We start from the raw sequence: 24,930 nt of genomic DNA, 5'->3' as shown, positions 1-24,930 counted from the left end.
CCGGGTGCGGGGGGCCCGCCACGTGGCGGAGGACCGGCGCTAGGGTGACGTGCGCACGGCGAACGACACGGGGACGGACACGAGGACGGACGGGGGACGGCGATGGTCCGCACCAGGCTGAAGCTGGCGGCGACGCTCACGGTGGTGGTGCTCGCCCTGACGGGCTTCCAGACGAGCACGGGCGGCAAGAGCGGCAAGGGCGGCAAGAGCAAGAGCCACAGCAGCAGCGGTGGCGGCTGCTCCAGCTCCAAGAAGAAGAACGACGACTACGACGACGACGGCGGCTCGGGCGGTTCGAGCGGCTCGGGGTCGAACGACTCGACCTACACGTCCGAGCCGACCGTCACCTCCTCGCCGACCTCGGACGTCGAGGCCTGGATCGTCGACTGCGTCGAGCCCGCGCAGAGCAAGCGCAAGGGCAGGCCGGCCCGGAAGGCCGACACCACCGCCAGTCTGAAGGTGGTCTCGCACACCTCGTACCCGCGCACCTTCCGGGTCGTCGTGGAGTTCGAGGGGGTGGCGGGCCAGGACGTCGACCGGGCCGAGGTCGTGGTCTCGGTGGACGGCAACGCCGCGAAGACCGTGGACGTTGCGATGCGGAACCCGAAGAGGGTCGGACAGACCAAGCGGTGTGAAGTCGAGAGCGTCAACGTCCAGTAGGGTGTCGTGCGCCTGTCAACGAGGTTTCGGACGGGCCCTTTCCTATGCACTCGCACACACTCAACGGGGGTTGAAGCGTGAAGCTTCGTCATGTCCGTGCCATTGCCGTGTTCAGTCTCGCCGTCGTCGCCCTCACCGGCGCCCGCGGTTCCCACGGCGCCAGCTGCGGCGGCAGCAGCCACGGCTCCGGCGGGAGCTCCAGCCACTCCAGCAGCGGCTCCGACGGCAGCTCCAGCTCCAGCAGCGGCTCCTCGGGCAGCGTGGCCGGCGTCGGCGGCTCGTCGCGGGACCGCGCCATGCGCGACATCAAGATCGACGAGTGCGCGCTCAGCGCGGACGGCAAGCAGCTGGTCGCCAAGCTGACCTTCACCAACAGCGACTCCTCGGCCTACCTGTACGACGCCACCCTGCAGTTCAAGGGCGCCGCCGGCCAGACCGTCGACCTCGCGATCGCGCAGGTCAGCGACCTGCGGGTGGAGGGCGGCGCCTCGAAGTCGACCGAGGCGAGCACCCCGTACACCGGCAAGGGCGACGGGTCCGAGTACACCAAGTGCGAGGTCGCCTTCGCGAGCCGCGACTCCGCCTGACGCACCGCGCCCCGGGTGCCCGGGGCGACGCGCCTCAGCGCAGCCGGAAGCCCCCGCCCGCGCCCCCGCCCCGGGCCCGCCCGGTGAACAGCTCGGCCTGCCGCTCCGGCGGCAGGTTCCCGAGCGCCACCAGGTGCGGGGCCTGGGCGAGGGCCTGGGACCTGGCCGCCTCCTTGGCGGTCCACAGGGCCCGTACGGTGCCCTGGACGGCCTCGGTGGGGGCGCCGGCGATCACCTCGGCGGCGCGCACGGCCGCCGCGAGCGCCCCGCCGCGCTCGGTCACCTCGCTGACCAGGCCGATCTCGAACGCCCGCCGGGCGGAGACGCGTTCGGCGCTGCCCATCAGGGCCATCCGGGCGATCTCGCCGAAGGGCATCCGCTGGGCCATGTGGATGGTCTCGAAGGCGCTGACCATCCCGTAGCTGACGTGCGGGTCGAAGAAGGTGGCGCCCTCGCCGGCGATCAGGAACTCCGCCTCGCCGAGCAGGTAGAAGGCGCCGCCGCAGGCCATGCCCTCGACGGCGGCGATCACCGGTTTCCACAGGTCGTTGGCCTTGGGGCCGAGCGCGATCAGCGGATCGTCGATGGTGTACGGGGACGGGGGCTGCGGCACCCGGGCGGCGTCGGCGCGGTCGATGCCGGTGCAGAAGGCCCGCCCGCCGGCCCCGGTGACGACGACCGCCCGGACCTCGTCCTCGTACCGGAAGCCCCGCCACACCTCGCCGAGCCGGCGGGCCATCTCCAGGGTGACGGCATTGTGCTTCTCGGGCCGGTCGAGGGTGACGACGGCGACCCCGGTCTCCTTGTTCCTCTCCAGCCCGATCGTCATCCGCGCTCCAGGAGCCAGCGGGGCACGGTCACGCCGTCGATCTCAGTGAAGGCGACCCGCACGGCGGCGCCGATCCGCAGCCGGACCGGGTCGACCGAGTTCAGGGGCGCGTCGGGGGCGGCGACGACGTTGCCGGCGAGCCGGATGCGGGGGGCGTCGGCGAGTTCGACGAGGACCGCGTTGTACGGGGCCTGTTCGGCGTAGCCGGGCAGCAGCGGCGGGTGGGGGAGGACGTAGGACCAGATCCGGCCGCGACCGGACATCAGCCGCCACTCGCTGTCGAAGGACTGGCAGTGCGGGCAGCAGGGGCGGGGCGGGAAGCGCAGTCGGCCGCAGTCGGCGCAGCCCTGGACGCGCAGTTCGTGCCGGGCGGCGTACTCCCAGAAGGGGGCGCCGTCCTCGTCGATGACGGGGGTGAGCATCTCAACTCCTCAGCAGGATCGCGGACGTGGGGACGCCCTCGCCGGCGGTGACGAGGCAGGTGGCGGCGTTCGGGACCTGGGCGGTGGAGCTGCCGCGGAGCTGTTTCACGCCCTCGTTGATGAGGTTGAAGCCGTGGACGTACGCCTCGGAGAGGCCGCCGCCGCCGGTGTTGAGGGGCAGCCGGCCGCCGATCTCCAGGGCGCCGCCCTCGGTGAAGGCCGCTCCCTCGCCGCGGCCGCAGAAGCCGTAGCCCTCCAGGGAGAGCGGGACGAGCGGGGTGAAGGCGTCGTAGATCTGGGCGACGTCGACGTCCTCGGGGCCGAAGTCGGCGGTCTTCCACAGGTGCCGGGCGGCGGTCCAGGCGGGGCCGGAGAGCGGGTCGTCGTTCCAGTAGTTGACCATGCCGTGGTGCTGGGCGGGCAGGCCCTGGGCGGCGGAGTGCACGTAGACGGGCTTCTGCCGGCAGTCGCGGGCGCGTTCGGCGGAGACGAGGACGCAGGCGAGGGCGCCGTCGGTCTCCAGGCAGTTGTCGAAGAGGCAGAGGGGTTCGCTGATCCAGCGGGAGGTCATGTACATCTCGCGGGTCAGCGGACGCTCGTACATGATCGCGGCGGGGTTCTGGTTGGCCCGGTTGCGGCAGGCGAGGGCCACGTTGAAGAGGTGGTCGCGGGTGGCGCCGTACTCGTGCATGTAGCGGCGGGCGAGCATGCCGATCTCGTCGGCGGGCCGCAGGAGCCCGAAGGGCCGGGTCCACTGCCCGGGGGTGGGCAGCTGCACGCTGGTGTTCTTCCAGGGCCGGGGCCCGGACCCCCGCTTCCGTGACCGCCAGGCGACGCCGACGCTCGCCTGGCCGCTCGCCACGGCGGCGGCGAGGTGGCCGACGGTGGCGCAGGAGCCGCCGCCGCCGTAGCCGACCTTGGAGAAGAAGGTGACGTCGCCGGCGCCGATGGCCTTGGCGACCTCGACCTCGTCGGTCTCCTCCATCGTGTACGAGGCGAAGGCGTCGACCTCGGAGGGGGCGATCCCGGCGTCGTCGAGGGCGGCGAGGATCGCCCGGCAGGCGAGCGTCCGCTCGGTCTCCGGCAGGTGTTTGGCGAAGGCCGTCTGGCCGATCCCGACGATGGCGGTGCGGTCCTTGAGCACGTCGACCCCCTCGGTGCGCCTGATGGCTGACAGCGCGTCAGGCTACAGCTAATCTGACGGATAGTCAGCTACGGAGGTGGTGGGCGCATGGAGTGGGGCTCGATACCGGAGTTGGTGCGCGGGGCGGCCGAGCGGTACGGGCCCGGGGAGGCGGTCGTCGAGGGCCGCACCCGCGTCTCGTACGCCGAGCTGGGCGCCCGGGTGGAACGGACGGCGGCCGCGTGCCTCGCCGCCGGCGTACGGGCCGGGGACCGGGTCGCGATCTGGGCGCCCAACACCCTCGACTGGATCGTCGCCGCCCTCGGCGCGGTGAGCGCGGGCGCGGTCCTGGTGCCGCTCAACACCCGCTTCAAGGGCAGCGAGGCCGCCGACGTGCTGGCCCGCTCCCGGGCCCGGCTGCTCTTCGTCACCGGCACCTTCCTCGGCACCTCCTACGTCGCCTCGCTGCGCCGCGCCCGCGCCGAACTGCAGCACCTGCGGCGGGTGGTGGTGTTCAGCGACACGGTGCCCGACGACCCGGCGTACCGCACCTGGAAGTCCTTCCTCGCCGAGGGCGACGGGGTCGACCCGGCGCGGGTGCGGGCCCGGGCCGACGGGATCGTCCCCTCGGACCCCTCCGACATCGTCTACACCTCGGGCACCACCGGTCGCCCCAAGGGCGCCGTCATCACCCACGAGCAGACCCTGCGCTGCTACGAGACCTGGAGCGAGCTCGCCGGGCTGCGCGAGGGCGACCGCTATCTGATCGTGAACCCCTTCTTCCACACCTTCGGCTACAAGGCCGGCATCATCGCCTGCCTGCTGCGCGGGGCGGTCATGGTCCCGCAGCCCGTCTTCAACGTGGACACCGTGCTCGCCAACATCGCGGCCGAGCGCATCTCGGTGCTGCCCGGCCCGCCGACCCTCCACCAGTCGCTGCTCGACCACCCCGCCCGCCGCGCCCACGACCTGTCCAGCCTGCGGCTCGTCGTCACGGGCGCGGCGGTGGTGCCGCTGCGGCTCGTGGAGCGGCTGCGCACGGAGCTGGGCGTGGGCACGGTCCTCACGGCGTACGGCCTCTCCGAGGCGAGCGGCATCGTCACGATGTGCCGCCGCGGCGACCCGCCCGAGGTCGTCGCCCGCACCTCGGGCCGGGCGATCCCCGGCACGGAGCTGCGCCTCTCGGAGGCGGGCGAGGTCCTGGTGCGCGGCTTCCACGTCATGCGGGGCTACTTCGAGGACGCGGCGGCGACGGCGGCGGCGATCGACGCGGAGGGGTGGCTGCATACCGGCGACGTCGGCGTCCTGGACGCCGAGGGCAACCTCCGGATCACCGACCGGATCAAGGACATGTTCATCGTCGGCGGCTTCAACGCCTACCCGGCCGAGATCGAGCAGCTCCTCGGCCTGCACCCCGACGTGGCCGACGTGGCGGTCGTGGGCGTCCCGGACGCGCGGCTCGGGGAGGTCGGCAAGGCGTACGTGGTCCGGCGCGCGGGCGCACGGGCGACGGCGGACGACCTGATCGCGTGGTCGCGCCGCGAGATGGCGAACTACAAGGTGCCGAGGGAGGTGGAGTTCGTGGAGGAGCTGCCGCGGAACGCGAGCGGCAAGGTGCTCAAGACCGAGCTCCGCGCCCGCGTCTCCTCCTGACGCGCCAAGGGCCCGGACCGGTTTCCCGGCCCGGGCCCTCCCCCCTGCGCGCGCGTGGCGTGCCGGCCGCTCCGACGGGCGGTCCCCACCGCCTGCCGTCCCGGCCGGGTTCGATCATCACCCGAGGTCGAACGCGGGAGCGAGTCATTCGCGCCGAATCCGTCAGGTCGCTGGCCGAAACACACCGGAGGGGCCGGGCGGCTCGCCCGACCCCTCCGCGTCCGGGTCCGTACGACCCGCGCGCCCTGCCCCAGGTTTCCCCCCGGTCCCCTGAGACGTCCCCCGAGCACGCGCCCCTACGTCCCCGCCCGGCCCCGGCGACTCCCCCGATGGCGCCGCCGGAACCGTCCCCCGTACGAAGTGGCCCCAGGCCGTTACGGCTTGATCGGCTCGGACGTGGCGTGCATGTCCTGCGTGGTGATGAGCTCCTCGCCCGCCGCGGCGCCCGTGACCTTCGCGGTGATCGCGTCGATCGCCGGCTCGGACGTGGCGTGCATGTCCTTCGTGGTGATGTCCGCGCCGTCGGCGTGCGAGTCAGCGGGCTTGAGGTTGTCAGCCATGGAGTCGACTCCTGAAATTGTCTTCACTGGCGGATAGAAGAGTCGTCCGCCCGGCCATTCCCCCGTGAATCGCCGGGCGGACGACGTCCAAAGCCGATCACCTTAGCGGTGGGGCCTCGTGTCGATTCGCCTGCCCCCCGACGCGACGGATCGACAACAACGAGCATGCCGGTCGGCGATAAACGAACGATGAACGCGCAGGCCGGGAGGTCACCCGGGCACACCGCACCCGAGTCCGCCGCCCCGGCGGGCACGGCCCCGCCGCGGACTACGCCGCGGCGGGGGTCAGCAGCCGGCGGACGTGGGCCGCCTCGGGGGCTTCGAGACCGTCGAAGATGTCCAGCGCCTCCTGCCAGCAGACCTGCGCGCGGCCGGACTGCCCGATGCCCTGGAGGGCCTGGCCGAGGACGGTCAGGACGTTGCCGCGCCGCCACTCGCCGCCGATGCCGCGCAGGACGGTGAGCGCCATCTCGGCATTGGACGCCGCCTGCGCGTGGCGGCGCGCGGCGATGTCCACCTCGGACAGCCGGAACAGGGTCATGCCCTCCCAGAGCCGCTGCCGGCTGTCCCGGAACACCTCGAGCGCCTCGCCCAGCCGCTCCGCCGCCTCGACGAGGCGGCGGGCCTCGGTGAGGGCGAGCCCCAGCGCGTACCGCCCGTTGGCGCCGCGCAGCGCGTGCCCCATCGAGTCGTAGATCCGGGTGCCCTCCTCCGCGAGCTCTATCGCCTTCGTCGTGCGGCCCTTCGCCAGGTGGATCCGGGACAGGTTGCACAGGGCACTGGCCTCGCCCGGCCGGTCACCGACGCCGCGGAAGCGCTCGATGGCGAGGGCGAGGTGCACCTCGCCCTCGTCGAAGCGGTTCTGGTACAGCGCGATGATCCCCCGGGCGTTCGCGGCCCAGCAGGCGGGCAGCGGATCCCCGGCGGCCTCCGCGTGCGGCAGGGCCAGCTCCGCGTCCCGGTCGGCCTCGGTGAAGCGGCCGGCCGTGTGGTGCACGCCCGCCAGGGCCATCAGCGCCCGGCCCTGGGCCCGCGCGTCGCCGAAGTCCCGGGCCGCGTCGCGGACGAGACAGCCGACCGCCTCGAACTCCTTGGCGTTCGCTCCCGACTCCCCCAGATCCAGCGCCGCCCACAGCAGGTCCACCGCCCGGCGCAGGGTCCCCGGCGCCGAGGCGGACTGCCGGACGCAGGCGAGGAGGCAGTTGGCCTCGGCGTAGAGCCAGTCCTGGGCGGCGTGGCGGTCGGTGAAGGTGAGGCCCTCGTAGTGGGTGGGCTCCAGGTGGTCGACCAGGCGGTCGCCCGGGCGCTCGATCGCGTACACCTGCGCCGCCGTCGACAGGTAGAAGTCCAGCAGCCGCGACAGCGCCGACTCTCGCTCCGCCGGCGGCTGTTCGTCCCTCTCCGCGCACGCACGCGCGTAGAGCCGCACCAGGTCGTGGTAGCGGTAGCGCCCCGGGGCCGCGGACTCGACCAGGGAGGTGTCGACGAGCGCCTCCAGGAGGTCCTCGGTCTCCCATTCCGGGAGGTCCAGGACCGCGGCCGCCGCCGCCAGGGAGATGTCCGGGCCGTCGGCGAGGCCGAGCAGGCGGAAGGCGCGGGCCTGGGCCGGCTCCAGTTGGCCGTAGCCGAGTTCGAAGGTGGCCTTGACCGCGAGGTCGCCCGCCTGGAGCTCGTCGAGGCGGCGCCGCTCGTCGCCCAGCTTGGCGGCGAGGACGGACACCGTCCAGGTGCGCCGGGCCGCCAGCCGGGAGGCCGCGATCCGGATCGCCAGCGGCAGGAAGCCGCACGCCGCGACCACGTCCAGGGCCGCCTCCCGCTCCGCCCGCACCCGCTCCTCGCCGACGATCCGGGTGAAGAGCTGCAGGGCCTCCTCGGGGGACATGACGTCCAGGTCCACCAGGTGCGCGCCCGCCAGGTCGACCATGCGGATCCGGCTGGTCACCAGGGCCGCGCAGCCCGCCGTGCCGGGGAGCAGCGGGCGGATCTGGGCGGCGTCCCGCGCGTTGTCGAGGAGCACCAGGACGCGCCGTCCGTCGAGCGTGGAGCGGTAGAGCGCGGCGCGCTCGTCGAGCGAGTCCGGGATCGCGGAGTCCGGGGTGCCGAGCGCCCGCAGGAAGGCGCCGAGCACGGCCTCGGGGGCCGCCGCCCGGGCGCCGGCGCCCTGGAGGTCCACGTACAGCTGCCCGTCCGGGAAGTGCGGGCGGGCCTCGTGGGCCACGTGCACGGCGAGCGTGGTCTTGCCGACCCCGCCGATGCCGGCGAGCGCGGACACGGCCATGACGGAGCCCTCGGCGGTCGCGAGCCGGTCGCCGAGCTCCCGCACGAAGGCGGCCCGGCCGGTGAAGTCCGGGACAGTGGCGGGGAGTTGGGCGGGGCGGGCGACGGGCGCGGCGGCCGGGGCCGGTTCCTCGACCGGGCGGGCGAGCTCGGCGTCGGCCTGGAGGATGCGCTGCTGGAGGCGGGAGAGTTCGGGGGTCGGGTCGACGCCGAGCTCGTCGGCGAGCAGCCGCCGGGTGTCGGCGTACACCGCGAGCGCCTCGGCCTGCCGGCCGGACCGGTACAGGGCGAGCATCAGCAGCTCGCGCAGGCGCTCGCGCAGCGGGTGCGCGGCGGTGAGCGCGGTGAGCTCGGAGACGGCCTCGGCGTGCGCGCCGACCTCCAGGTCGAGGTCGAGCCGGGTCTCCAGGAGCTGGAGCCGCCACTCCTCCAGGCGGGTCCGCTGGGCCTCGGCGTAGGGGCCCGGCACGGAGGCGAGGGCCTCGCCGTCCCACAGCGCGAGGGCCTCGCCGAGCCGCTCACGGGCCTCGTGCCGCAGTCCGCCGGCGCGCAGCTTCTCGGCCTCGGCGGCCAGGTCGTGGGCGGTGTTGAGGTCGAGCGCGGTGGTGCGGATGGCGTAGCCGCCGGACTCGCTGACGAGGACGCCGGGATCGAGGGCCTTGCGCAGCCGGGAGGCGTAGGTGCGGACGGCGGCGAGCGCCTGGGAGGGCGGGTCCTCGCCCCAGATGGCGTCGATGAGCTCGGCCGCGGTGGCGGTGCGGCCGTTGCGCAGCAGCAGGGCGGCGAGCAGCGCGCGCTGCTGGGGCGAGCCGGTGGGCAGCGGCTCGCCGCCCCGGGCGGCCCGCACGGGCCCGAGCACGGCGAAGCGGAGCCCGCCGTCGGCGGGGGCGGTGACGGGCCCGGTGCCGGACGCGGCCCCGGAGGTGGTGTCGGCCGGGGTGCCGGACGCGGCCCCGGAGGTGGTGTGGGCGGTGGTGTCAGCCGGGGTGCGGGACCCTGCGCCGGAGGTGGTGTCGGCCGGGGTGCCGGACCCTGCGCCGGAGGTGGTGTCGGCCGGGGTGCCGGACGTCGCGTCGGCGCCGGCGGACGCGGCGTCGGCCGTGCCGTCGGTGGCCGCGCCGGCAGCCGCACCGCCGACCGTGCCGTCGGTCCGCGCCGGGCCGCCGCCGGCCTCCGTCGCCCCGGTGGCCGGATCCGCACGTACACCGGCGTCCGCGCGCACGGCCGCGCCCGCGCCCGTGCCGCCCCCGGTGTCACCGCTGTCGCCGGTGCCGACGGAACCCGGTGCCGGTGTCCGCTGTTCCGGAACGCGCGGCCCGTTCTCACGGTCCATATGTCCCCCTGCCCGTACCGCTGGTTTCGCCCAAGACAGTCTGCCTTGTCCCCGGGCCGCGCGTCAGCATCGGGTCGGCCGATCCGGACCGGTGCGCACCGCATAGGGAGGGGTCCTCGGGCGGGCGTCCGACCCAGTTTACTGACGGATCGTCAGATCGGCGCTACCGTGAAGCGCATGGAGAGCTTCCCCAAGATCATCTCGGTGGACGACCACACCGTGGAGCCCCCGCACGTCTGGCAGGACCGGCTCCCGTCCCGTTACCGCGACACCGGACCCCGGATCGTCCGCGCCCCGTTGAAGGAAATGACCTTTCTGGGCGGAAAGTTCGCCCCCGTGATGGGCGCCAAAGGGGACGAAGGCCCCATCGGCGACTGGTGGGTCTACGAGGACCTGCACCGCCCGCTCACCCGGCTCGACACCGCCGTCGGCTACGACCGCGACGAGATCCGACTGGAGGTCATCACCTACGAGCAGATGCGCCCCGGCTCGTACAGCGTCCCCGAGCGCCTCGCCGACATGGACGTCAACCACGTGCAGTCCGCGCTCTGCTTCCCGACCTTCCCCCGGTTCTGTGGGCAGACCTTCACCGAAGCTTCGGATCGTGAACTCGGTCTGCTCGGGGTGCGCGCCTACAACGACTGGATGGTCGAGGAGTGGTGCGGGCCCGAGGCGCACGGGCGGCTGATCCCGCTCACCCTGATCCCGCTGTGGGACCCGGAGCTCGCCGCCGCCGAGGTGCGGCGCAACGCGGCGCGGGGCGTGCGCGCGGTGGCGTTCTCCGAGATCCCGCCGCACCTCGGGCTGCCGTCGGTGCACACCGACCACTGGGACCCCTTCCTGCGGGCCTGCGACGAGACCGGCACCGTGATCGCGATGCACATCGGCTCGTCCAGCCGGATGCCGTCCACCTCGGCCGACGCGCCGCCGGCGGTCGGCTCCACCATCACCTTCGCCAACTGCTGCTTCTCGATGGTCGACTGGCTGATGAGCGGCAAGTTCGAGCGCTTCCCGAACCTCCGGATCATGTACGCGGAGGGTCAGATCGGCTGGATCCCGTACATCCTGGAGCGCGCCGACGTGGTCTGGGAGGAGAACCGCGGCTGGGGCGGGGTGGCCGGAAAGGTGCTGCGCCCGCCCTCGGAGCTGTTCGCCGAGCACGTCTACGGCTGCTTCTTCGACGACGCCTTCGGGCTGCGGAACCTCGACGCCATCGGCGCCGGGAACGTCCTCTACGAGACGGACTACCCGCACTCCGACTCCACCTGGCCCAAGTCGAGGGAGGTCGGCGAGGCCCAGATGGGACACCTCCCCCCGGACGTCGTCGAGCGGATCGTGCGCGGCAACGCGATCGAACTGCTCGGGCTCACGGAGGACGGCCTCTGGGTGCCGTGACGGGGGCGCTCACCGGCGGAGCGGGGCGTCGAGAGCTCCGGCAGGATCCGGAAGCGACGCCCTAGGGGTGTCTCGCCGATCATGCCGGGCTCTCGGCGTCCGGCACCGCGCCTCGCCGCGTTGTCGTCGGTCGCCGATGGCCCCCTGGGCTTCGCCCGGGAGGTACCCCCACCGCATCGCTTCCCTCCTCCGCCTTGCGATCCGTCCCCTCGGCCCTGACGGGCCTGGGGAGACCCCATGCACCGGACGCCGCTCGCTGATCCGGCCTGATCGACAAGACACCCCCTAGGCGCGGTCCTCGTCGTCCTGGGAGTCGGCGGGGGCCGCGTACCCCAGGGCGTCACGGACGGAGTGTTCGCTCAGGTCGGGTGCGTGCCGGGCGATGGTGCGGTAGTCGGTGTCGTCGTGGAGGACCGTCAGCCCGTGATGGGCTGCCGTGGCCGCGATGATCAGGTCGACGGCCGAGGCGCTCCTGTGCTCCCCGGCCTTCGCCATCCGATGCTGTACGGAGCCGATCCAGCGTCCCGCGTTCTTGGGCACCGCCACGTCGGGGTAGAGGTCGGCGAACATCTCCGAGATCTCGCCGTACTCGCGACCGTCCCGAGCGCTGTACAGAAACTCGGTGCGCTGCGGGTAGCAGGAGGCGATCGCCTCGGCGTCGATGGCGTCGTACCAGGCCGCCTGGAGTTCGGGGTCGCTGAGCAGCCGGACCAGGCCGGACGTGTCCAGGAGGTAGATCACCGACTGTCCTTCTCGGCCTGATGCCGACGCCGAGCGTCCTCGACCGCCCCCCACGCGCGTGCCCGCTCGAAGTGGCGGCTGATGCGTGCCGCGCGCTCCTGCCGGTCAGCGTAGAACCTGAGGGCGAGGTTGACGGCCTCCTTCTTCGTCCTGGCCTTGGACAGCGTCATGGCACGCTGCAGCGCGTCATCGTCTATGTCGATCTGGGTCACAGCCATGCCGCACCTCGCACGATGTTGGCGTTGTACAAAAAATTGTACGCCATCCACATTCCGGCGCAATCCGGCGGCGGAGTCGAGGCCGCCCGACCCCTTGCCTGACGGCTCGTCAGCGGACAGCATGGCTCCCCGAGCGGAACTGACGGAGCGTCAGTTCACGAGAGGGGAGTCTCCCATGGTCGTCTACGGGATCCAGCTGCCCGTCCAGTCCCAGAGCACCCTCTACGCCGAACCCTGGGAGGCCGCCGCCGGCCCGGACGACCTGCTCGCCGTGGCCCGCGCCGCGGACGCGCACGGCTTCGACTACGTCGCCTGCTGCGACCACGTCGCCATCCCGCGCCGGCTCGCCGGGGCGATGAGCACCGTCTGGTACGACCCGGTGGCCACCCTCTCCTTCCTCGCCGCCGCCACCCGGCGGGTCCGGCTGCTCTCGCACGTCGCCGTCGTGGGCCTGCGCCACCCGCTGGTCACGGCCAAGGCGTACGCGACCCTGGACCACCTCTCCGGCGGCCGGCTCGTGCTCGGGGTGGGGGCCGGGCACGTGGCGGAGGAGTTCGCGGCCGTCGGGGCCGACTTCGAGGGGCGCGGCGGGGTGCTCGACGAGACCATCGACGCGCTGCGGGCCGCGCTCGGGCCCGAGGAGTACCCCGAGCACGCCGGGCCGCGCTTCGCCTTCCGCGACCTGGGGCAGCGGCCCCGGCCCGCCCAGGACCGGGTGCCGGTCTGGGTCGGGGGCTCGTCCCCGGCCGCCGTGCGCCGGGCCGCGCTCAAGGGCGACGGCTGGCTGCCGCAGGGCGACCCGCGCGACCGGCTCCCCGGGCAGATCGCGAGGCTGCGGCGGCTGCGCGCCGAGGCCGGCGTCGAGGCCCCGATCACGGTCGGCGCGATCACCGAGGCGCTGTACGTGGGCGAGCCCCGCTGGGACACCGGTCGGCGCGCCCTCACCGGCAAGCCGCAGGCCCTCGCCGAGTCGCTGCGCGACTACGCGGCGATGGGCGTGCAGCAGATCCAGGTCCGGTTCCGCTCCCGGAGCCGCGACGAACTCACCGACCAGATGGCCGCGTTCGCGACCGAGGTCGCCCCCCATCTGTAGGAGGACCGCATGGGCAAGCTGGACGGGCGCGTCGTCGTCATCACGGGCGCCGCGCGCGGGCAGGGCGAGCAGGAGGCGCGGCTCTTCGCCGCCGAGGGCGCGAAGGTGGTGCTCGCGGACGTCCTGGACGCCCCGGGCGAGGCGCTGGCCAAGGAGCTGGGGGAGGAGCGGGCGGTCTTCGTCCACCTGGACGTGACCCGCGAGGAGGACTGGGCGGCGGCGGTCGCGCGCGCCGAGGAGCGCTTCGGGCGGATCGACGGCCTGGTCAACAACGCGGGGATCCTGCGCTTCAACGAACTGGTCTCGACCCCGCTGGAGGAGTTCCAGACGCTGGTCCAGGTCAACCAGGTGGGCTGCTTCCTGGGGATCAGGACGGTGGCGCCGCGGATCGCGGAGGCCGGCGGCGGCACGATCGTCAACACCGCCTCGTACACCGGCGTCACCGGCATGGCCGGGGTCGGGGCCTACGCGGCGACCAAGCACGCGGTGCTCGGCCTGACCCGGGTCGCGGCCCTGGAGCTGGCGCCGCGGGGCATCCGGGTCAACGCGGTCTGCCCCGGGGCGATCGACACCCCGATGAGCAACCCCGAGGGCGTGGACCCGGCGGCCACCGCCGCGCTCTACCGCGATCTGGTGCCGCTGGGGCGGATCGGGCGGCCGGAGGAGGTGGCGGCCCTCGCGCTCTTCCTGACCGCCGAGGACTCCTCGTACATCACCGGACAGCCCTTCGTCATCGACGGCGGGTGGCTGGCCGGCGTGAAGCTCTTCTAGGCGCGGCCAGTCGGGGAGCTGACGTCTCGTCAGGTATTGACCGCACCGGCGCACGGTGCGACAGTCGGGCACATCAAAGAATCTGACGGACCGTCAGATAAGGACGAGGGCGGTGACCTTCCTTGGAATTCGGGATCTTCGTACAGGGATACGTCGGCAAGCGGGCCGAGACCGATCCCGAGGCCGAGCACAAGGCGCTCATGGAGGAGACCGAGTACGTCATCCAGGCCGACAAGTCGAACTTCAAGTACGCCTGGGCCTCCGAGCACCACTTCCTGGAGGAGTACTCCCACCTCTCCGCCAACGACGTCTACCTGGGCTACCTCGCCCACGCCACCGAGCGCATCCACCTCGGCTCCGGCATCTTCAACCCGCTCGCCCAGGTCAACCACCCCGTGAAGGTCGCCGAGAAGGTCGCCATGCTCGACCACCTCTCCGGCGGGCGCTTCGAGTTCGGCTCCGGCCGCGGCGCCGGCTCCCACGAGATCCTCGGCTTCTTCCCGGGCATCACGGACATGAACCACACCAAGGAGATCTGGGAAGAGACCATCGCCGAGTTCCCCAAGATGTGGCTCCAGGAGGAGTACGAGGGCTTCCAGGGCAAGCACTGGTCGCTCCCGCCCCGCAAGGTGCTCCCCAAGCCGTACGGCGCCTCCCACCCCGCCATGTGGTACGCCGCCGGCTCGCCCGCCTCGTACGCCATGGCCGGCAGGAAGGGCCTCGGCGTCCTCGGCTTCAGCGTGCAGAAGGTCTCCGACATGGAGTGGGTCGTCGAGTCCTACAAGAACGCGATCAAGGAGGCCAAGGCGGTCGGCGACTTCGTCAACGACAACGTCATGGTCACCTCGACCGCGATCTGCGCCGAGACCCACGACAAGGCCGTCGAGATCGCCGTCGGCGGCGGCCTCAACTACCTCCAGTCCCTGCTCTTCCGCTACCACGACACCTTCCCGCGCCCCGAGGGCATCCCCGAGTGGCCCGAGCTCCTCCCCGAGTACTCCGCCGAGATCATCGAACTCCTCATCAGCGAGGAGCTGATGATCTGCGGCGACCCCGGCGAGGTGCTCGCCCAGTGCCGGCGCTGGGAGCAGGCCGGCGCTGACCAGCTGTCCTTCGGCCTGCCGATCGGCATCTCCTACGAGGACACGATGAACACGATCAAGCTGATCGGCGAGCACGTGATCCCCGAGATCGACACCGACCCCGTCCACCGCACCACCCGCTTCCGGCAGGCGGCCGGGCAGTAGCGGACCCGAGCGCGGGCGGCGTCTTCCCGGACCGCCGCCCGCACGGCCCCGGCCCGAGGCCCCCGCGGCGGCCCCGGTCCGGGGCGCACCCGCGTCCACGCGCAGAAAGGTCACGGATCGCCATGCTCGACCACCTCATCAAGGGCGCCACCGTCGTGGACGGCACCGGCGCCCCCGCCCGCGTCGCCGACGTCGGCATACGGGACGGCAGGATCGTCCTCCCCGGCCCGGGCGCCACGGCGCGCACCACCGAGGACGCCACCGGGCTCGTCCTCGCCCCCGGCTTCGTCGACCCGCACACCCACTACGACGCCCAGCTGTTCTGGGACCCCTACGCCACCCCGTCCATGAACCACGGCGTCACCACCGTCGCCGGCGGCAACTGCGGCTTCACCCTCGCCCCGCTCCACCCCGACCGGCCCGAGGACGCCGACTACACCCGCCGCATGATGTCCAGGGTCGAGGGCATGGCGCTGAAGGCCCTCGAAGAGGGCGTCGACTGGACCTGGTCCTCCTTCGCCGAGTACCTCGACGCGCTGGAGGGCCGGATCGCGGTCAACGCCGGCTTCATGGTCGGGCACTGCGCGCTGCGCCGGTACGTGATGGGGCCCGACGCGGTCGGCGGACAGCCGAGCGAGGAACAGCTCGCGCGGATGGTCGGGCTGCTCAAGGAGGCCATGGCGGCCGGCGCCTGGGGCCTGTCCACCACCCAGTCCGCCACCCACTCCGACGGGGACGGCGCCCCCGTCGCCTCCCGGCACGCCCGCCCCGAGGAGCTGATCGCCCTCGCCCGGGCCGTCGGCGAGCACGAGGGCACCCAGCTGGAGGCCATCGTCGCCGGCTGCCTCGACCAGTTCTCCGACGCCGAGATCGAGCTCTTCACCGAGATGAGCGCCGCCGCCGGACGGCCCCTCAACTGGAACGTCCTCACCATCGACGCCGCCGTCCCCGAACGCGTCCCGCGCCAGCTCCTGGCCTCCGAGCGGGCCCGCAAGTCCGGCGGCCGGATCGTCGCCCTCACCATGCCGATCCTCACCCCCATGAACATGTCGCTCGGCACCTTCTGCGCCCTCAACCTCATCCCCGGCTGGGGCGAGATCCTCGGCCTGCCGGTGCCCGAGCGGATCGCGAAGCTGCGCGACCCGGCCGTACGGGCCGAGATGCTGCGCCGCGCCGACTCCAGGGAGGCCGGCGTCTTCCGCCGCCTGGCGAACTTCGGGCGCTACGTCATCGGCGACACCTACAGCCGCGAGAACGAGGGCCTGACCGGCCAGGTGGTCGGCGACATCGCCGCCCGGCGCGGCCAGGACCCCTTCCAGTGCCTGGTCGAGATCTGCGCCAACGACGACCTGAAGACCGTGCTCTGGCCGATGCCCACCGACAACGACCCGGCGTCCTGGGCGCTGCGCGCCGAGACATGGCGGCACGAGGACGTGCTGCTCGGCGGCTCCGACGCGGGCGCCCACCTGGACCGCATGTGCGGCGCCCCGTACACCACCCGCTTCCTCGGCGACTGTCTGCGCGGCCGCGAGCTGGTGCCCCTGGAGCAGGCCGTGAAGATGCTCAGCGACGACCCGGCCCGGCTCTTCGGGCTGCGCGGGCGCGGCCGGATCGCCCAGGGGCACCACGCCGACCTGGTGCTCTTCGACCCCGAGCGGATCGACGCGGGCCCGGCGACCCTCGTGCACGACCTGCCGGGCGACAGCCCGCGCCTGGACTCACGGGCCCTCGGCATCGTGTCCGTGCGGGTCAACGGCGTGGAGACGGTCCGCGACGACCAGGTCACCGGCGCGATCCCGGGCCGGGTGCTGCGCTCGGGCCGCGACACGAGGACGGTGAGCACCCGATGACCCGGGCCGAGCGCCTGTACGTGGCAGGGGAGTGGGTCGAGCCCGACGGCGGGCACTACGAGGTGATCGACCCCGCCACCGGGGAGCTCGTCGGCCTCGCCCCGGAGGCCTCCCGGGCCCAGGTGCACCAGGCCGCCGAGGCCGCCCGCACCGCCTTCGCCACCTGGTCGCGCACGAAGCCGGAGGAGCGGGCCGCGATCCTGGACCGGGCCGCCGACCTGATGGCCCGCGACGCCGACGCGCACACCCTGCTGGCCCGCGCCGAGACCGGCGCCACCACCGCGACCGCGCGCGGCATGCAGGTCGCGGTCGGCGCGGCCCGCTTCCGGCGGTACGCGCGCGGCGCCCTGGAGCCGGTCGAGCAGGCGATCCCGCCGCAGATCAACGAGGCCGGGCCGATGGGCCGGGCGGGCGTCTTCGGGGCGGTGGCGGTACGGCGCCCGGTGGGCGTGGTCACCTGCATCACCTCGTACAACAACCCCTGGGCGAACCCGGCCGGCAAGATCGCCCCCGCGCTCGCGATGGGCAACACGGTCGTGGTGAAGCCCGCCCCGCAGGACCCGCTGTCGGTGTTCGCGATGGTCCGGGCCCTGGAGGAGGCCGGCGTGCCGGCCGGGGTGGTCAACCTGGTCACCGGCTCGGCGCCCGCCGTGGGCGAGGCGGCCGTGGACTCCCCGGCCGTCGACATGGTCTCCTTCACCGGCTCCACGGCCGTGGGCCGGGCCATCGGCGAGGTCTGCGGCCGGGACATGAAGCGGCAGCTGATGGAGCTGGGCGGCAAGGGCGCGGCCCTCGTCTTCGACGACGCCGACCTGGACGCGGCCGTCTCGGGCATCGGCACGACCTTCTCCTTCTACAGCGGCCAGATCTGCACCGCCCCGACCCGGGTGCTCGCCCAGCGCGGGATCCACGACCGGCTGGTCGAGAGGCTCGCCGCCTACACCGGACACCTGAAGGTGGGGCACCCGGCCGAGCGGGGCACGGTGGTCGGTCCGGTGATCTCGGCGGCCCACCGCGACCGGATCGAGGCGTACGTGGAGCTGGGCCGCAAGGAGGGCGCGCGGGTCGTCACCGGCGGCGAGCGCCCGGACGGGCCCGGCCTGGACCGCGGCTTCTACGTGGCGCCGACGCTGCTCACCGAGTGCGCCCCGGAGATGCGGGTGGTGCGGGAGGAGATCTTCGGCCCGGTGGTGGTCGTGGTGCCCTTCGACGACGAGGAGGAGGGCGTCGCACTCGCGAACGACAGCGACTACGGCCTGATCGACTACGTGTGGTCAGGGGACGTGGCCCGCGCCTTCCGGGTCGCCGCCCGGCTGCGGGCGGGCGGAGTCGGAGTGAACACCGTCGGCCGGAACATGGAGGCGCCCTTCGGCGGCTTCAAGAAGAGCGGTGTGGGGCGGGACGTCGGGTCCTTCGCGCTGCACGCCTACAGCGAGCTGCAGGCGGTGGTCTGGCCGGGCTGAGGACCCGTCGAAAAATTCCTCGGGAAAATTTGAAAACGGACATTCGGGACAGCGCTGCGGTTCCCGCATATCGGACACCCGGCGACGGGCCTACCAGTTGGTCGGTCCGTCACGGTCGTCGATCTTTCAATCATTGGCGAGTGTCCGGATTCGCCCTCTCAATGCAAGGGGGTGATCGCTCAAGTGAGCGGATTCTGATCTTCCGGATATGGAAACCGCAGCATTTAACGTCCTGTTCATGACTCAGGTGGACGTACGGCCCCAGGCCGGAGACACGGTAAGGGGCGTCCCGGCCCCGGGCGACGCGCCGGCCCAGGGCGTGCGCGGCAAGGGCCTCGGCGGCAACTCCGTCGGCCTGCTCGGCAGTGCCGTCATCGGCATCTCCACCGTCGCCCCCGTCTACTGCCTGACCTCCACGCTCGGCTCCACCGCCGGCGAGGTCGGCCTGCAGATGCCCGCCGTGTTCCTCGCGGGCTTCCTGCCGATGCTGCTCGTCGCATTCGCGTACCGCGAGCTCAACAAGGTCATGCCGGACTGCGGCACCTCCTTCACCTGGACCGTGAAGGCCTTCGGCCCCAAGGTCGGCTGGATGTGCGGCTGGGGCCTGGTGATCGCCACGATCATCGTGCTCTCCAACCTGGCCGGCGTCGCCACCTCCTACTTCTGGCTGCTCGCCGGGGAGATCACCTCCGACCCGTCGATCGCCGCCCTGGACGACAACAAGGCCGTCCACATCGTCACCTGCCTCGCCCTGATCGCCGCCGCGACCGCGATCAGCTACCGCGGCATGACCGCCACCAAGGGCGTGCAGTACACCCTCGTCGGCCTCCAGCTCCTCGTCCTCGCCGTCTTCGTCGGCATGGCGCTGTCGAAGGCCGGCTCCTTCGAGACCTCGGTCGACTTCTCCTGGTCCTGGATGAACCCCTTCGCGGTGCAGTCCTTCGGCGCCTTCACCGCCGGACTCTCGCTGTCGATCTTCATGTACTGGGGCTGGGACACCTGCCTGACCGCCAACGAGGAGACCGTCGGCGCCGAGAAGACCCCCGGCCGCGCCGCCCTCATCGCGATGGTCGTCCTGGTCGGCTCCTACCTCGCCACCGGCGTCGCCGCCCAGATGGTCGTCGGCTCCGGCGACCAGGGCCTCGGCCTCGCCAACCCGGAGACCTCCGACAACGTCTTCGCCGCCCTCGCCGGCCCCGTCATGGGCCCCGCCCTCGGCATCCTGCTCTTCCTCGCGGTGCTCGCCTCGGCCGCCGCCAGCCTCCAGACCACCTTCATCCCGGTGGCCCGCACGGTCCTGGCGATGTCCGCCTACGAGGCCCTGCCCGCCTCGTACGCCAAGGTCCACCCGCGCTTCAAGACCCCCGGCAAGGCCACGATCGTGGCCGGCGTCGCCACCGGCGTCTTCTACACGGTGATGACCCTGGTCAGCGAGCACGTCCTGGTCGACACCATCTACGCGCTCGGCCTGATGATCTGCTTCTACTACGCGCTGACCGCCTTCGCCTGCGCCTGGTACTTCCGCCGCGAGCTGACCTCGTCCTTCCGCGACCTGGTCTTCAAGGGCCTCTTCCCGCTGCTCGGCGGACTGCTCCTGGCGGCCGTCTTCGGCAAGACCCTGTACGACATGTGGGACCCGGCCTACGGCTCCGGCTCCGCCGTCCTCGGCGTCGGCTCGGTCTTCGTCATCGGCGTCGGACTGCTGCTGCTCGGCCTGGTGATCATGCTGGTGATGCGCGCCAAGAGCCCCGCGTTCTTCCGGGGCGAGGTGCTCACCAAGGAGACGCCGTCGCTGGTCGTCGAGGACTGATGGACTCCTCGGCCGTCCGGTGACGGAAACGACGAGGTGGCGGGCCCGTGGGGGGTCCCGCCACCTTCGTCGTTCCCACGGCACCGCAGGGCGGTCACTGCCCGGGCAGCAGCCCCTCCACCAGCTTGTTCGCGGCCGGCATCTGCTCGGCCTGGGCCGGCTTCGCCTTCGGCATGAGGACACCGCTCAGCGGCACCACGGACGGCAGGTTCGCGCCCCCGGTGTCGGCGGCGGCCGTCCCGGCGGCGGCGAGGCCGCCCGCCACGGCGAAGGAGGACAGGGCGAGGGTGGTGAGGATCTTCTTCATGCCGCGTGAACGCCGCCCGGCCGCCCGGGGTTACGCCCACCCTCCTACGATGCGCCCATGCCCGCCCCGCACAGCGCACCGGACACCACCACGGTCACCGTCGCCGACGGCGCACCGGACTCGGCCCCCGCCCCTGCCCCGGCCACCGGCCCCGACTGGACGGCCCGCCCCGCCACCCCCGCCGACGTCGAGACCGTCGCCGAGCTGAAGGCCCGGGTCATGCGGCCCGACCTGGAGCGGCTCGGACGGTACGACCCGCACCGGGTGCGGCAGCGGCTGCGCGACGAGTTCCGCCCCGCCCACACCACGGTCGTCGAGGTCGACGGCGCCTTCGCGGGCTGCGTCTCCTTCGCCCCGTACAAGGCCGGCCCCGGCTATTACGTCGAGCACTTCTACCTCGCCCCCGAGACCCGCGGCCGCGGCCTCGGCACGGCGGTGCTGCGCACCCTCCTCGCCCGCGCGGACGCCGAGGGCGCCCCCGTGCACCTCGTCGTGGTCCAGGGCAGCGCGGCCCGCCGCCTCTACGAGCGGGAGGGCTTCACCGTGGAGTCCGAGGACCCGATCGACGTGTTGATGGTCCGCCCGGCCGGCGGCCCGGGCACGGCCGACGCGGCTCAGGCGGCTTCGTCGCCCGCCGGCTCCGCGATCAGCGCCGTGCCCACCGTGCGGAAGCCGAGCCGGGCGTAGAGCCGGGCCACGTCCGCGTCCGTGGCCGACAGGAAGACCGTCTCGACCCCGAGGGCCCGGGCGTCGGCCACCAGCGCGGCAGTGACCGCCAGGCCGAGCCCGCGGCGGCGCGCCTCCGGCCGTGTGCCCACCCCGACGACCTCGCTGACCGCGCCCACCGGCTGGTGCTGGCCGGCCGCGAGGGCGGTGCCGGCGGCGTCGAAGGCCGCCGCGAGCCGGGTGAGGCCCGCCGTGAGCCGGGTCGCGAGCTGCTCGGCCGCACCGGGCGCCGGGCTCATCCCGAACGCCGCGTACGGGGCGGCGACCGCGCTCGCCAGGCCCGGGTCCCCGGCGTCCACCCTCCGCACCGTGACCCCCTCGGGCAGGTCCGGGACGGCCTCGGCCGGCGCCGACAGGACCATCAGCGGATGCGCGTGCACCACGAGCCCGCTCGCCTCCACCGCGGCCCGCAGCCCCGGCGTCGTCTCGGCCACCCACTCGAACGCCTCGGGCACCCCCAGCTCCCGCTGCCGGGCCCGCACCTTCTCCACGGCGGCCACCGGCACCTCCCCGGTGTGCCCGAGCGCGGGCCGCGCGTAGTACGGCCAGCCCTCCCCCTCCCGTACGAAGAGGGTGAGCGGCCCGAACTCCTCGGCGCGGGCGGCGGATCGGGGCACGGAGTCGTAGTAGTTCTCGAGGCGCGTCAGCATGCGGGCCACCGTACGCACACGGCGGGCGGGCGGCACCCGAATACCCGCGGCGCGTGCGCGCGGGATGATGGGGGCATGACCGAGATCCTCACCCCCCGCCTGCTGCTGCGTCGCTGGAGCGACGACGACCTCGTGCCGCTGGCCGAGATCAACGCCGACCCCGAGGTGATGCGCTGGATCGGCGACGGGTCCGTGCGGGACCTGGAGCAGACCGCCGAGGGCATCGAGCGGATGGAGGAGGAGTGGGACGAGGAGGGCTTCGGGCTCTTCGCGGTCGAGCTCCTCGGCTCCGGCGAGCTGATCGGCTTCACCGGGCTCTCTGTGCCGGAGTTCCTGCCCGAGGTGCTGCCCGCCGTCGAGATCGGCTGGCGGCTCGGGCGGCCCTACTGGGGGCAGGGCTACGCCTCCGAGGCGGCGCACGCGGCCCTGGAGTTCGCCCTGCAGGACCGCGGGCTCGACCGGGTGATCAGCATCGCCCGGATCGGGAACACCGCCTCGGAGAACGTGATGCGCAAGCTCGGCATGGTCCCGGAGCGGGAGACCGTCCACCCGGTGTACGGGCACCCGCTGCGGGTCCACGCCATCGACCTCACCGAGTACCAGGCCTGAGCCCGGCGGGCTCCCCGAGGAACACCGGGTTGGTGAGGGCCACCAGCGCGCCCGGCAGCGGCGGCGCCGTGGCCGGGCGGCGGACCTCCGCCCGCACGTAGGCCGCCCGGGCGGCGGTGGTCGTCCACTCGGTCGCGTCCGTGCCCTGCGCGGTGTGCAGCACGCCCTGGTCCGTGACGAGGCGGAGGACCGCGCCGGCCGGCGCGCCGGTCACCCGCAGGCGGGCCGTCACCGGCTCGTCGGGCGGCACCGCGAGCCGCTCGCCCAGGCCGGCCGCGCGGCCCCGGGCGTCGGCGACCGTGAAGTCCACCGCCACCGCCGAGGACTCGGCGACGTACGAACGCCCGGCCCGCAGCCCGTCGAGGACCGCCGCCCGGCTCAGCTCCTCCGCGAGCACCACGGTCTGCGGCGTCCCGACCCGGTCGGGGTCCCGGTGCGCGTCGCTGTTGCCCATGGCCGGCGTCCACCTGCCCCGGGCCAGCGCCGCGTCCCAGCCCGCCAGGGCCACCTCGTCGTCCGGGGTGTAGGGCCCGTTCCACACCTCCACGGCGTCCGCGTCGCCGAAGCCGAACTTCCAGGCGCAGCCGATGCAGGTCGCCTGCGGGTGCGCGGGCACGACCAGGCCGCCCGCGCGGCGGATGGCGCGGGCGAAGTGCCCGAAGCGGTTCTCGCGCGCCCGGTAGCGCCAGTCGACGAAGGTGCCCGGGTCGGTGCCGAGGGCGAGCACGTGTCCGTTGCGCGTCGTGACCTCCTCACCGAGCAGGATCAGCAGGTCGTCGCCGGCGTGCTCGGCCCAGGCGCCGTGCCCGGCGTGGGTGTTGTGCTCGGTGCCGACGACGAAGTCGAGCCCGGCCGCCCGGGCCAGCGCGGCGACCTCGGCCGGGGTGCGGCGCCCGTCCGAGTACACGGTGTGCAGATGGCAGTCGCCCCGGTACCAGTCCCGGCCCCGGCCGCGGGCCCGCTCCGGCGGGTACGCGTGGCGCACGACGGGCGCGGACGGGCCCAGCCGCAGCGTGATCGTCACCGTGTACGCGAGCCCCTGCGGCGCCACCGTGTACGGCCCGAGCGCCACGTACCAGGTCCCGGCCCGCAGCGGCCCCGCCACGTACCCCGGCGTGGCCGCGTCGGCCCGCACGAAGAACTCCGTGCGCGCCCCGCCCGACCACCCCCGGAACCCGCGCCCGCCGAGGGCGGTCCCGCGCTCGTCGAAGAGCCCGATGTCGAGGGCGTTCCCCTGGGTGCCGGCCGGCACGGCGGGCCGCTCGTAGGAATAGGCGACGTGCAGCTCCCGCACCCCGCGCGGCAGCTCCACGGGCAGGTACACGAAGTCCGGCGCACCGAACGGCAAGGTCCCGCTCACCGTCCGCCGCAGGACGCCCCCGGAGGCCCCGTCCCCGGAGTCCCCGCTCTCGGCCTGCGCGAAGCTCACGGCCTTCAACGTGAACGCGGTCGCGGCGCCCGTCACGAGGAGCGCGCGTCGAGTCGTATCCGTCATGCCTTCGACTGTGACGCGCGCGCGTGAACACCGGAACAACGGGAGCGGGCCGGGGGCGCGGATTCCGGCCGGGGCCCCGGGCGGCCCGGGGAGGCCCACGGCGCGGCCCGCCGCACCGCACCCGCGCACGCCCCTCGGAATTCCGTGCCCCACCCCCTACCGTGCCCCCATGCGGATCTCGACCACGATCTTCCTGACCGACGAGACCATTTCCCCGGTGCGCCTCGCCCGCGCCCTCGAAGAGCGCGGCTTCGCCGGGCTCTACCTCCCCGAGCACACCCACATCCCCGTCTCGCGCGAGTCCCCGTATCCGGCCGGCGGCGAACTGCCCCGCGCGTACGGCCGCACCCTCGACCCCTTCGTGGCGCTCGGGCAGGCCGCCGTCGTCACCGAGCGGCTGCTCCTGGGCACCGGCATCACGCTGGTCGCCGAGCACGATCCGATCGCGCTCGCCAAGACCGTCGCGACGCTCGACCACGTCTCCGGCGGGCGCTTCACCCTCGGCGTCGGCTTCGGCTGGAACCGCGAGGAGGCCGCCGACCACGGCGTCGCGTGGGCGACCCGGCGCGAGCGCACCCGGGACGCACTGCACCTGATGCGGGCCCTGTGGGCGCCCGAACCGACCGCGTACGAGGGCCGGTTCGGGCGCTCCGTGAGCGCCTCCGAGGCCTGGCCGAAGCCGTCCGGCGGCGCACCGCGCGTCCTCGTCGGCGGGGCGGCGGGACCCACGCTGTTCTCGCACGTCACGGACTACGCCGACGGCTGGCTGCCGATCGGCGGCCGCGGCCTGTCCACCACCCTGCCGCTGCTCCGCGAGGCCTGGACGTCCGCCGGCCGCGCCCCGGAATCCCTCCAGGTCGTCCCCTTCGCCGTCCACCCCAACCCGGGCAAACTCGCCCACTACGCGGACCTCGGCTGCCCGGAGGTCGTCCTCCAGCTCCCCCCGGCCGACGAGAAGGAGGTCCTGGGCGTCCTCGACGCATACGCGCGGTACCTCTGAGGCGGCCTCGCCGCCCTCCTCGCCGCGGAAGGTGGCGAGGCCGCCCGTAAGGGGCGGCCGTGTCCACCCGCGGTGGGAGTACGAGGTGACGGCCGGCGGGCGGGTGCGCCA

23 protein-coding genes are annotated in these 24,930 nt (G+C 73.5%); 13 read left to right on the top strand and 10 right to left on the bottom strand.

What is annotated here, in order from left to right; translation table 11 throughout:
* Window positions 1–102 precede the first annotated feature (102 nt).
* Both ACIGW2_RS31800 and ACIGW2_RS31795 read left to right on the top strand, forming a co-directional pair.
* Window positions 103–660: a hypothetical protein gene (locus ACIGW2_RS31800; protein WP_399847482.1), complete on the top strand. Its 558-nt coding sequence runs from the start codon at window positions 103–105 to the stop codon at window positions 658–660.
* Between the two features lie 107 nt (window positions 661–767).
* Window positions 768–1,247 carry a hypothetical protein gene (locus ACIGW2_RS31795; RefSeq protein WP_391654767.1) on the top strand — a complete coding sequence of 160 codons (480 nt, stop codon included), beginning with the start codon at window positions 768–770 and terminating at the stop codon, window positions 1,245–1,247.
* Window positions 1,248–1,281: 34 nt separating this feature from the next.
* On the opposite strand, the gene ACIGW2_RS31790 is transcribed toward ACIGW2_RS31795, so the two are convergent.
* The 3 genes from ACIGW2_RS31790 to ACIGW2_RS31780 are packed head-to-tail and all read right to left on the bottom strand — an operon-like array spanning window position 1,282 to window position 3,642.
* Window positions 1,282–2,076 (bottom strand): enoyl-CoA hydratase/isomerase family protein, encoded by a 795-nt coding sequence (locus ACIGW2_RS31790; RefSeq protein WP_391654766.1) that lies wholly within the window; start codon window positions 2,074–2,076, stop codon window positions 1,282–1,284.
* Window positions 2,073–2,498, bottom strand: coding sequence for a Zn-ribbon domain-containing OB-fold protein (locus ACIGW2_RS31785; RefSeq protein WP_391654765.1), 426 nt, complete (start codon window positions 2,496–2,498; stop codon window positions 2,073–2,075). Before ACIGW2_RS31785 ends, ACIGW2_RS31790 begins: the two co-directional genes overlap by 4 nt.
* A gap of 1 nt (window position 2,499) precedes the next feature.
* Window positions 2,500–3,642 (bottom strand): lipid-transfer protein, encoded by a 1,143-nt coding sequence (locus ACIGW2_RS31780; protein ID WP_356064670.1) that lies wholly within the window; start codon window positions 3,640–3,642, stop codon window positions 2,500–2,502.
* Window positions 3,643–3,729: 87 nt separating this feature from the next.
* Here ACIGW2_RS31780 and ACIGW2_RS31775 point away from each other — a divergent pair, with 87 nt between their 5' ends.
* Entirely contained in the window at window positions 3,730–5,274 is a 1,545-nt protein-coding gene (locus ACIGW2_RS31775) for a FadD3 family acyl-CoA ligase (protein ID WP_399847477.1), read from the top strand.
* A gap of 374 nt (window positions 5,275–5,648) precedes the next feature.
* Here the strand turns inward: ACIGW2_RS31775 and ACIGW2_RS31770 are convergent, their stop codons facing one another.
* Together ACIGW2_RS31770 and ACIGW2_RS31765 are read right to left on the bottom strand one after the other, a co-directional pair.
* The gene (locus tag ACIGW2_RS31770; RefSeq protein WP_356064664.1) at window positions 5,649–5,834 is read right to left on the bottom strand and encodes a hypothetical protein; all 186 of its coding nucleotides are present in this window, start codon (window positions 5,832–5,834) and stop codon (window positions 5,649–5,651) included.
* Window positions 5,835–6,102: 268 nt separating this feature from the next.
* Entirely contained in the window at window positions 6,103–9,444 is a 3,342-nt protein-coding gene (locus tag ACIGW2_RS31765) for a BTAD domain-containing putative transcriptional regulator (RefSeq protein WP_399847474.1), read from the bottom strand.
* Between the two features lie 177 nt (window positions 9,445–9,621).
* On the opposite strand from ACIGW2_RS31765, the gene ACIGW2_RS31760 reads away from it, so the two are divergent.
* Window positions 9,622–10,839 (top strand): amidohydrolase family protein, encoded by a 1,218-nt coding sequence (locus tag ACIGW2_RS31760; protein ID WP_399847472.1) that lies wholly within the window; start codon window positions 9,622–9,624, stop codon window positions 10,837–10,839.
* 285 nt (window positions 10,840–11,124) lie between these two features.
* Here ACIGW2_RS31760 and ACIGW2_RS31755 read toward each other — a convergent pair whose 3' ends face one another.
* Together ACIGW2_RS31755 and ACIGW2_RS31750 are read right to left on the bottom strand one after the other, a co-directional pair.
* Window positions 11,125–11,580, bottom strand: coding sequence for a PIN domain-containing protein (locus tag ACIGW2_RS31755; RefSeq protein ID WP_391654761.1), 456 nt, complete (start codon window positions 11,578–11,580; stop codon window positions 11,125–11,127).
* On the bottom strand, window positions 11,577–11,798 hold the full coding sequence (locus tag ACIGW2_RS31750) for a type II toxin-antitoxin system VapB family antitoxin (RefSeq protein ID WP_361588756.1): 222 nt from the start codon (window positions 11,796–11,798) through the stop codon (window positions 11,577–11,579). Before ACIGW2_RS31750 ends, ACIGW2_RS31755 begins: the two co-directional genes overlap by 4 nt.
* A gap of 175 nt (window positions 11,799–11,973) precedes the next feature.
* Between ACIGW2_RS31750 and ACIGW2_RS31745 the strand changes: the two genes are divergently transcribed.
* The 6 genes from ACIGW2_RS31745 to ACIGW2_RS31720 all read left to right on the top strand — a co-directional run bounded on the left by ACIGW2_RS31745 (window position 11,974) and on the right by ACIGW2_RS31720 (window position 20,032).
* The gene (locus ACIGW2_RS31745) at window positions 11,974–12,891 is read left to right on the top strand and encodes a TIGR03619 family F420-dependent LLM class oxidoreductase (RefSeq protein ID WP_399847468.1); all 918 of its coding nucleotides are present in this window, start codon (window positions 11,974–11,976) and stop codon (window positions 12,889–12,891) included.
* A gap of 9 nt (window positions 12,892–12,900) precedes the next feature.
* On the top strand, window positions 12,901–13,662 hold the full coding sequence (locus ACIGW2_RS31740) for an SDR family NAD(P)-dependent oxidoreductase (RefSeq protein WP_399847466.1): 762 nt from the start codon (window positions 12,901–12,903) through the stop codon (window positions 13,660–13,662).
* Window positions 13,663–13,784: 122 nt separating this feature from the next.
* The gene (locus ACIGW2_RS31735; protein ID WP_391654758.1) at window positions 13,785–14,909 is read left to right on the top strand and encodes an LLM class flavin-dependent oxidoreductase; all 1,125 of its coding nucleotides are present in this window, start codon (window positions 13,785–13,787) and stop codon (window positions 14,907–14,909) included.
* Window positions 14,910–15,031: 122 nt separating this feature from the next.
* Complete coding sequence (locus tag ACIGW2_RS31730; protein WP_399847463.1) at window positions 15,032–16,759, top strand: amidohydrolase family protein; 1,728 nt, start codon at window positions 15,032–15,034, stop codon at window positions 16,757–16,759.
* Window positions 16,756–18,222: an aldehyde dehydrogenase family protein gene (locus ACIGW2_RS31725; RefSeq protein WP_391654756.1), complete on the top strand. Its 1,467-nt coding sequence runs from the start codon at window positions 16,756–16,758 to the stop codon at window positions 18,220–18,222. The genes ACIGW2_RS31730 and ACIGW2_RS31725 overlap by 4 nt, the downstream gene beginning before the upstream one ends.
* Before the next feature lie 238 nt (window positions 18,223–18,460).
* Complete coding sequence (locus tag ACIGW2_RS31720; RefSeq protein WP_361588746.1) at window positions 18,461–20,032, top strand: APC family permease; 1,572 nt, start codon at window positions 18,461–18,463, stop codon at window positions 20,030–20,032.
* Between the two features lie 94 nt (window positions 20,033–20,126).
* On the opposite strand, the gene ACIGW2_RS31715 is transcribed toward ACIGW2_RS31720, so the two are convergent.
* Window positions 20,127–20,339 carry a hypothetical protein gene (locus ACIGW2_RS31715; protein ID WP_391654755.1) on the bottom strand — a complete coding sequence of 71 codons (213 nt, stop codon included), beginning with the start codon at window positions 20,337–20,339 and terminating at the stop codon, window positions 20,127–20,129.
* 57 nt (window positions 20,340–20,396) lie between these two features.
* Between ACIGW2_RS31715 and ACIGW2_RS31710 the strand changes: the two genes are divergently transcribed.
* The gene (locus ACIGW2_RS31710) at window positions 20,397–21,026 is read left to right on the top strand and encodes a GNAT family N-acetyltransferase (RefSeq protein ID WP_399847461.1); all 630 of its coding nucleotides are present in this window, start codon (window positions 20,397–20,399) and stop codon (window positions 21,024–21,026) included.
* Here ACIGW2_RS31710 and ACIGW2_RS31705 read toward each other — a convergent pair.
* Complete coding sequence (locus tag ACIGW2_RS31705; protein WP_391654753.1) at window positions 20,954–21,715, bottom strand: GNAT family N-acetyltransferase; 762 nt, start codon at window positions 21,713–21,715, stop codon at window positions 20,954–20,956. The genes ACIGW2_RS31710 and ACIGW2_RS31705 overlap by 73 nt on opposite strands.
* A 75-nt stretch (window positions 21,716–21,790) precedes the next feature.
* Here ACIGW2_RS31705 and ACIGW2_RS31700 point away from each other — a divergent pair, with 75 nt between their 5' ends.
* Complete coding sequence (locus tag ACIGW2_RS31700; RefSeq protein WP_361588742.1) at window positions 21,791–22,324, top strand: GNAT family N-acetyltransferase; 534 nt, start codon at window positions 21,791–21,793, stop codon at window positions 22,322–22,324.
* On the opposite strand, the gene ACIGW2_RS31695 is transcribed toward ACIGW2_RS31700, so the two are convergent.
* The gene (locus tag ACIGW2_RS31695) at window positions 22,305–23,819 is read right to left on the bottom strand and encodes a CehA/McbA family metallohydrolase (RefSeq protein WP_399847458.1); all 1,515 of its coding nucleotides are present in this window, start codon (window positions 23,817–23,819) and stop codon (window positions 22,305–22,307) included. The two genes, ACIGW2_RS31700 and ACIGW2_RS31695, sit on opposite strands and share 20 nt — an antisense overlap.
* A gap of 169 nt (window positions 23,820–23,988) precedes the next feature.
* Between ACIGW2_RS31695 and ACIGW2_RS31690 the strand changes: the two genes are divergently transcribed.
* Entirely contained in the window at window positions 23,989–24,819 is an 831-nt protein-coding gene (locus ACIGW2_RS31690) for a TIGR03619 family F420-dependent LLM class oxidoreductase (protein ID WP_399847456.1), read from the top strand.
* Window positions 24,820–24,930 lie beyond the last annotated feature (111 nt).

Source organism: Streptomyces sp. NPDC053541 (genome assembly GCF_044544705.1).
GTDB lineage: Bacteria > Actinomycetota > Actinomycetes > Streptomycetales > Streptomycetaceae > Streptomyces.
The sequence above is the reverse complement of the archived record's forward strand: the minus strand, read 5'-3'. Positions and strand labels throughout refer to the sequence as shown.